Here is a 5,900-nt window from a genome sequence, read left to right on the forward strand (position 1 = left end):
AGTCGGTAGCCAACCAATACCAGCCAGTAGAGGCTGGCGACGATGGCTCCGATTCCAATAATCCATGCTGGGCTCACTCTTCTGTCACCACTTCCCCATCCAGGCTCCTTGCGGCAAAATCACGAACTGCATCGCGAGCGCTCGGTGGAGCGATTACCTCGACCGCACCTCCGTAGCGAACCACGTGCCGAGCAATAGCGATAATGTTTCCAACCCGAATCGAGCCAAAGATCTTGCCGTCCTTTTTGGTTATAGGGCCGGCCGCTGGGAAGTTCCAAAAAATCTCGCCAGCCTGGTTATCAACTACCAGCTCAACAATTTCGCCGTCTCCGCTGCCATAAACCTCGTCTGGAATTGATTCCTTTTTGGCAGCTTCTGAGATTGCAGTTTTCGTGCTCGCTAGGTTGGAAAGTCGCTCAATTCGGAAGGTGCGCAGCTCGTTAGCGTCAAGACAGTAACCTCGCAGGTAGTGCTTATTGCCAACTAGATCAATCCTCAGCGGATCGACCTGACGGTGCGACTTCTTGCCCAGCTGGTTGATGTAATCAAACACCACTCGCTTCTGCCCCAAGATGGCTTCTCTTATTAAATCCAGCTCCGCAATGTCGACACTTTCGTGTGCAATAACCCTCTGGGTAGCGCCACCGCTGAGTGCAGTTCGAAGTTCAGCTAGGTCTTTATTGTTCTTGAACTCGGGAAGGCTAGCTAGATACTCCAGTCCGATTGCCAACGAGGTCTGCTGGTAACGGCTCAATGTCGGTGCGTGTTCTAGATTTGCACCCCCCACTGAGAAATCTATGATTCCTTCTTCGTAGGCGTCCCAGTCCAAGTAGAAGTGGGATAGCGGGGAGGTGAGATCTTCGCTGTTGGTTATTGCGTTCGCCGCTTTCAGAATCGCCTTTTCACTCACACCAAAGTGTGCAGCCAGCTCTCTAACCGTTATGCCGCCTTCTTGAAGCACCAGTCCAACCATCGCCAATGCGAGGTTAAATAGTCCATCACCGTCAATTTCTTGCTTAGGCATGCTGCTTAATCACCGCCTTGAGCGATGCGCGAATTCTGCGCTTTAGCGACTCTGGTTCAATAACTTCAACATCTGAACCAAACTCCAAAAGATCCTCAGCCAACAGCGCCTCGTCCATGAAGTTGATATTGGCGATGCCGTCTTCGCCGGGGTTTAGAGCAAGCTGGGCCTCGGTGTCACCAGTCACTTTGATGGTCGCAAGGTTGCCCTGCACAAAGTCGTTGAGCTCCTGCTCCACCTGCTGAAGTTCCGCCCGGGTAAGTCGCTTGGTCTCCGCTTCCGAAATAGTGACCTCTGAGACGATGCGTCTTAGAAGGAAGTTCTTGGTTTGGCCCTCGTGAACTGCCAGCAGCACCCACTGCCCTTCAATCTGTCTCAAGCTCTGAGGTGAGACGATGCGGTCCGAAAGTGATCCATCCGGCTTTTGGTAGCGGAAGGCCACCTGATTACCTGAGTCAATTGCCCTTGCCAGTGGTGAAAAGGCTGGATGGCGGGTGAGAAGCCTTGGAGTAAAAGGCGTTAGATCGGTATTGCTGGCGACCAGCCCAAGTGACTTCAGTCTTGTGAGCCCACTCTGAGCGGTGCCCTCAAGCACCTGGTTGTTCCAACTCTTTGCCGCAAGTTCCAATAGCTGAAGCTTTGCGCTGTCTAGCTTGAGGTCCTTTGGCCATTGGAAGGATTCTTTGGCAATTCGATAGCGAGCAGCGTCAGCATCTTCGAAACCGAAGTTGCTGATTACCTCTAGCTGGATACCAGCCTCTTTCAAGGAAGTCTTATCACGCTCGAACAACCTGTTAGCAGCTTCTTCAGTCTTTGAATCCTGATATCCAGGCACTGCTCTAAATATGTCTTGCTTACTAAGCCCCTTAATCTCGGTGCTGAGTAGGTAGCAGGTGAGCGTGAAGAGTCGCTCGGCGGGAGATTGCTTCATAACAAACCCCCGATCTTGCTATTCCTTGCCCAATACGTCGATTACAAAGATAAGGGTTGAGCCCCCAGGAATCGAGCCCTGCGCATTGTCGCCATATCCCAATTCTGGGGGAATCACTGCAACCACCTGTGAGCCAATTTTGACTCCCTCAAGTGACTGCACAAAGCCCTGAATAACACTCTCGGCCGAAACCTGGAAGGAAGTCGGAGCTAAGGATTCCCAAGAGCTGTCGAACTGCTCACCCTCCCAGGTCCAACCTGAGTAGTGAACCACCACGGTGTCACCGATGGCGATTTCGGCGCCGGAACCTTCAATCAGGACACTGCGCTTGAATTCCGTAGGAGCATCTCCAACTGGAATCTGAATTCCAGGCTGCCCGTTTGGGGCAAGAATTACAGTAGGTAGGCCGGCGACTGGAGCTTGGGCCTCTCCGCTTGCCCGCTGCAGATAAGCGTCTACTACGTCGAAGATAAAGATGATGGAGTCTTCCGCACCGATTCCAAGGCTCTCTACGCCTTGGCTCTGGTGGGCGTTCTCGGCATCAAGCAGCACCGCGACGCGAGAACCAACTTCAACACCGGTTAGGGCCTTGCAGAAGTTTGGAAGGCTGTCGACCAAGATGTCCTGAATGATGTAGTCCTCGCTGCCGAACTCGCTGCCCTGGAACTGCTTACCGGTGCTCGCGTTGTAACCGGTGAAGTGCAGTGCGACCCGCTGGTTTCCTACCAGCTTGCCACCGGTACCGGCGCTGATGACCTTGGTCTCAATGCCAGTTCCCGTTAGTGGAGTCGGGAAAGTTGCGGTTGGTTCTTCGCCAAAGGCACCCTCAACCTTGATCTGGTCAACAGCCTCGCCACCCTTATAGGTGTCACAGGCGGCTACGCTGCCAGCGCTCATGGCGGCATAGGAACCAGGCTCAGCAGCTGGTGCTTGCGAGCATCCTGCCAGCATTAAAAGCGATACAAGGGCTAGGGGGGCTAATTTGCGCAATTGATTTCTTTCTTTCGGCAGCGTCTAATTCTCTCGCTGGTTTGCCTCGTTGGTGACTTTTCGGACAGTTTTTCTCAGCTTTTTCTCACTAATTGGCCGTTGACCAATGGCATCCGGCAACCAAATCTCAAAGTCCTCGTCGGTGTATTCGGTCTTAGAGGCACGTTTTGCCTTGAATTGCGGCAATATCGTGCCGGGCGCAAGCCTGCGAGCAGATAGCAAGAAACCAGTGTGACCAATCATGCGGTGATCTGGCCTGACGGCTAGGCCCTCGACGTGCCAACCCCTAACAATCGATTCCCAGGCTGCCGGAACAGTGAACTCACCCTGGTCCTTGATCGCTTCGATAGTTCTCGATAGCTGGGTGACGGTCGCGACATAGCAAATCAGCAATCCACCTGGCTTTAGAGCCTGGGCGACTTCGCCAATGCACTCCCACGGGGCAAGCATGTCCAAAACTGCGCGGTCCGCGGTGTGTGAGGCAATTACCTCCGGCAACTTATCCTGCAAATCGCCTATGGTTACCGTCCAGTTCTTAGGCGCTCCCCCAAGGTGGTTCTTCACATTCGCCATTGCGATCTGTGCAAATTCCTCGCGACGCTCAAAAGAGAACAATTTGCCGTCTTGACCGATTGAGCGAAGCAGGTAGCTCGAGAGAGCACCAGATCCAACTCCAGCCTCAATTACGGTTGCCCCAGGAAAGATATCTCCCTCCACGATGATTTGACCCGCGTCCTTTGGGTAAACGATCGCAGCACCGCGTGGCATCGAAAGCACGTAGTCGGTCAGTAGTGGCTTTAGAGCTAGATACTCAACACCGCTTTGGTTAGCGATTACCGAACCATCAGGCAGGCCAATGATGTCGTCGTGCATCAGGTCACCCTTGTGGGTTCCAAACCTCGCACCTTCGACCAAGGTGATCGTGTTCAGGCGGCCTTTAGGGCCGGTTAGTTGAACGCGGTCCCCCGCTTTGAATTCGCTCACATCAAACCTCGCAGTGCCTCTAAATTCATCCCGGTCAAGCTCTGTCGGATAACTCGAGTACCGGTTTGCTCAAGCGGCATTAGGTTCACGATGCCAAGTGGCAGGCATCCGGCGGCTTCCGCAGACCTAAGTCCGGTCGTCGAATCCTCAATCGCTATGCATTCAGATGGCTTAAAACCTAGTAGCGCAGCAGCCTTCTCATATGGTTCAGGGTGCGGTTTTCCATGGGTGACATCATCGCCGGCAACCACCACATCAAAAGCTTGGAAAGGAATAGCCTCGGCCACCGCCAATGCCATACGACGCAGCGACATTGTCACCAGTGCGGTTTTGACGCCCGCTTGCTTGAGTTCCATCAGTAGCTCTAAGGCACCTGGTCGCCAAGGAAGGGAGTGTTGCAGTTTTGAAAGCACCGAGTCGGTTAGTCGATCAATTATTTGCTGAGCGCTGAGGTCCTTGATGTCCAAGTGGTCCTTGAGAAATGCGGAGGACTCATAAAGCGACTTGCCAATTAGGTAATTTCCGCTTTCCTGGGTCCAAACTTTGCCATAGTCTTCGGCTAGGGCTGACTCGCTCAGTAACCAATAGGGTTCTGAGTCAACTAGCGTGCCATCCATATCCCACAGCACGGCTTTTGGAAGGCTCAATGTGGACATTGGCCTAAAGTCTAGTTGCGCTCTGAATTAGAGTTTGTAAATATCAAAAAAGGAGCCGCTTGCTAACTGGTCGCGTATTACTAATTGCTTTCGAGGGCTGGAACGATGCCACCGAGGGTGCTTCGGGCGCGCTGAAGGCTATTGCTGAGCAAATCGGGGCTCAAACTTTAGAGGCAGTTGACCCCGAGGACTACTACGATTTCCAGTTTTCTCGCCCAATGGTTGAGATCGACGATGAGGGTAACCGAACCATTTCCTGGCCAGGTGCAGAGTTTATGCAGGCCGATCGCGAACATATTGAAGCTAACCCGTCCCTTGATCGGATGTATCTGCTAATCGGCAGCGAACCATCTAGGCGATGGTTGAGCTTTGGGGCAGAAATATTGGAGATGGTTCAAGATCGCGAGATTGAAGCCGTAATCATGCTTGGCTCAATGCTGGCTGATGTCCCTCACACCCGACCGATGCCAATTTTCAAGTCCAGCCAGAACGAGGCGTTCAGAACTCGCTTCGACCTTGAACCCTCCACATACGAGGGGCCGGTTGGTATTTTGTCGATACTGACTCAGGCATTTGAAGCCGAAGGCATTCCGGTTTTGTCGCTCTGGGGTTCGGTCCCGCACTACGTTCACAACACCTCGAACCCAAAGGCCGCTCTTGGATTCCTCGGTGAACTCACAACCTTGATCGGTATCAACTTTGACACCACCACCCTTGCCGAGCAGGCCTTTGAGTGGGAGCGATCTATTGATGATGTCGCCGAGGGCGATGAAGAGATGACTAGTTATGTTTCTCAGTTAGAGACAAACCGCGACCAGCTGGAAAGTGAACAGGCATCCGGCGATGCGCTTGCGAGGGACTTCGAGCGCTACCTAAACGAACGCAAAGATGGCGCTGGCGAGGGCTAGATAACCCCAGCCGCTAGCGCCACAAGCACTAGCGAACCCACTGAAACTCGCCAGATTACAAATGGCATGTATGAGCCTTTGACAAGGTATTTCAAGAGCCAGACGATTACTAAATAACCAACCACAAAGCTCACTACGGTCGCAGCAATTGTTGCCAGCAAAAGATCCTGCGGCAGGTCTTGATACGACTTTAAAAACTGGTAACCACCGGCAGCTAAAACCGCTGGAATCGCGAGCAGAAAGCTGTACCTAGCTGCCGCCTCACGGGTAAAGCCCATCATCAGTCCGACCGTGATGCTGCCTCCGGATCGTGAAACACCAGGTATTAGCGCAAGCGCTTGGCCGAGTCCAAAGACCAAACCGGACTTTAGGTCGAGATCCTCAATGCTGCGCTGTTTTTTGGCGAA

7 protein-coding genes are annotated in these 5,900 nt (G+C 53.1%); 1 reads left to right on the forward strand and 6 read right to left on the reverse strand.

Going from position 1 to position 5,900, the window contains the following annotated elements; all coding sequences use genetic code 11:
* Positions 1–73: 73 nt before the first annotated feature.
* The 5 genes from AC128V_RS06285 to AC128V_RS06305 form a co-directional block, all read right to left on the reverse strand.
* A complete protein-coding gene (locus AC128V_RS06285) occupies positions 74–1,024 on the reverse strand; it encodes a helix-turn-helix transcriptional regulator (RefSeq protein ID WP_482763824.1) in 951 nt (316 codons plus the stop codon).
* The gene (locus AC128V_RS06290) at positions 1,017–1,955 is read right to left on the reverse strand and encodes a helix-turn-helix transcriptional regulator (protein ID WP_482763825.1); all 939 of its coding nucleotides are present in this window, start codon (positions 1,953–1,955) and stop codon (positions 1,017–1,019) included. Before AC128V_RS06290 ends, AC128V_RS06285 begins: the two co-directional genes overlap by 8 nt.
* Before the next feature lie 18 nt (positions 1,956–1,973).
* Positions 1,974–2,906, reverse strand: coding sequence for an FKBP-type peptidyl-prolyl cis-trans isomerase (locus tag AC128V_RS06295; RefSeq protein ID WP_482763826.1), 933 nt, complete (start codon positions 2,904–2,906; stop codon positions 1,974–1,976).
* Between the two features lie 63 nt (positions 2,907–2,969).
* Positions 2,970–3,929: a tRNA (adenine-N1)-methyltransferase gene (locus tag AC128V_RS06300; RefSeq protein WP_482763827.1), complete on the reverse strand. Its 960-nt coding sequence runs from the start codon at positions 3,927–3,929 to the stop codon at positions 2,970–2,972.
* Positions 3,926–4,585, reverse strand: coding sequence for an HAD family hydrolase (locus AC128V_RS06305; protein WP_482763828.1), 660 nt, complete (start codon positions 4,583–4,585; stop codon positions 3,926–3,928). The genes AC128V_RS06300 and AC128V_RS06305 overlap by 4 nt, the downstream gene beginning before the upstream one ends.
* A 59-nt stretch (positions 4,586–4,644) precedes the next feature.
* Here AC128V_RS06305 and AC128V_RS06310 point away from each other — a divergent pair, with 59 nt between their 5' ends.
* Positions 4,645–5,493, forward strand: a complete 849-nt coding sequence (locus tag AC128V_RS06310) for a PAC2 family protein (protein WP_482763829.1) — start codon at positions 4,645–4,647, stop codon at positions 5,491–5,493.
* Here the strand turns inward: AC128V_RS06310 and AC128V_RS06315 are convergent.
* On the reverse strand, positions 5,490–5,900 hold a 411-nt coding region (locus tag AC128V_RS06315; protein WP_482763830.1), incomplete at its 5' end, for an undecaprenyl-diphosphate phosphatase. The two genes, AC128V_RS06310 and AC128V_RS06315, sit on opposite strands and share 4 nt — an antisense overlap.

It is taken from the genome of Aquiluna sp. (assembly GCF_965064355.1).

Bases quoted from the DNA above. Each gene is read 5' to 3' on its own strand.
- AC128V_RS06285 (WP_482763824.1), bottom strand. From the start codon at position 1,024: ATGCCTAAGCAAGAAATTGACGGTGATGGACTATTTAACCTCGCATTG.
- AC128V_RS06290 (WP_482763825.1), bottom strand. From the start codon at position 1,955: ATGAAGCAATCTCCCGCCGAGCGACTCTTCACGCTCACCTGCTACCTA.
- AC128V_RS06295 (WP_482763826.1), bottom strand. From the start codon at position 2,906: ATGCTGGCAGGATGCTCGCAAGCACCAGCTGCTGAGCCTGGTTCCTAT.
- AC128V_RS06305 (WP_482763828.1), bottom strand. From the start codon at position 4,585: ATGTCCACATTGAGCCTTCCAAAAGCCGTGCTGTGGGATATGGATGGC.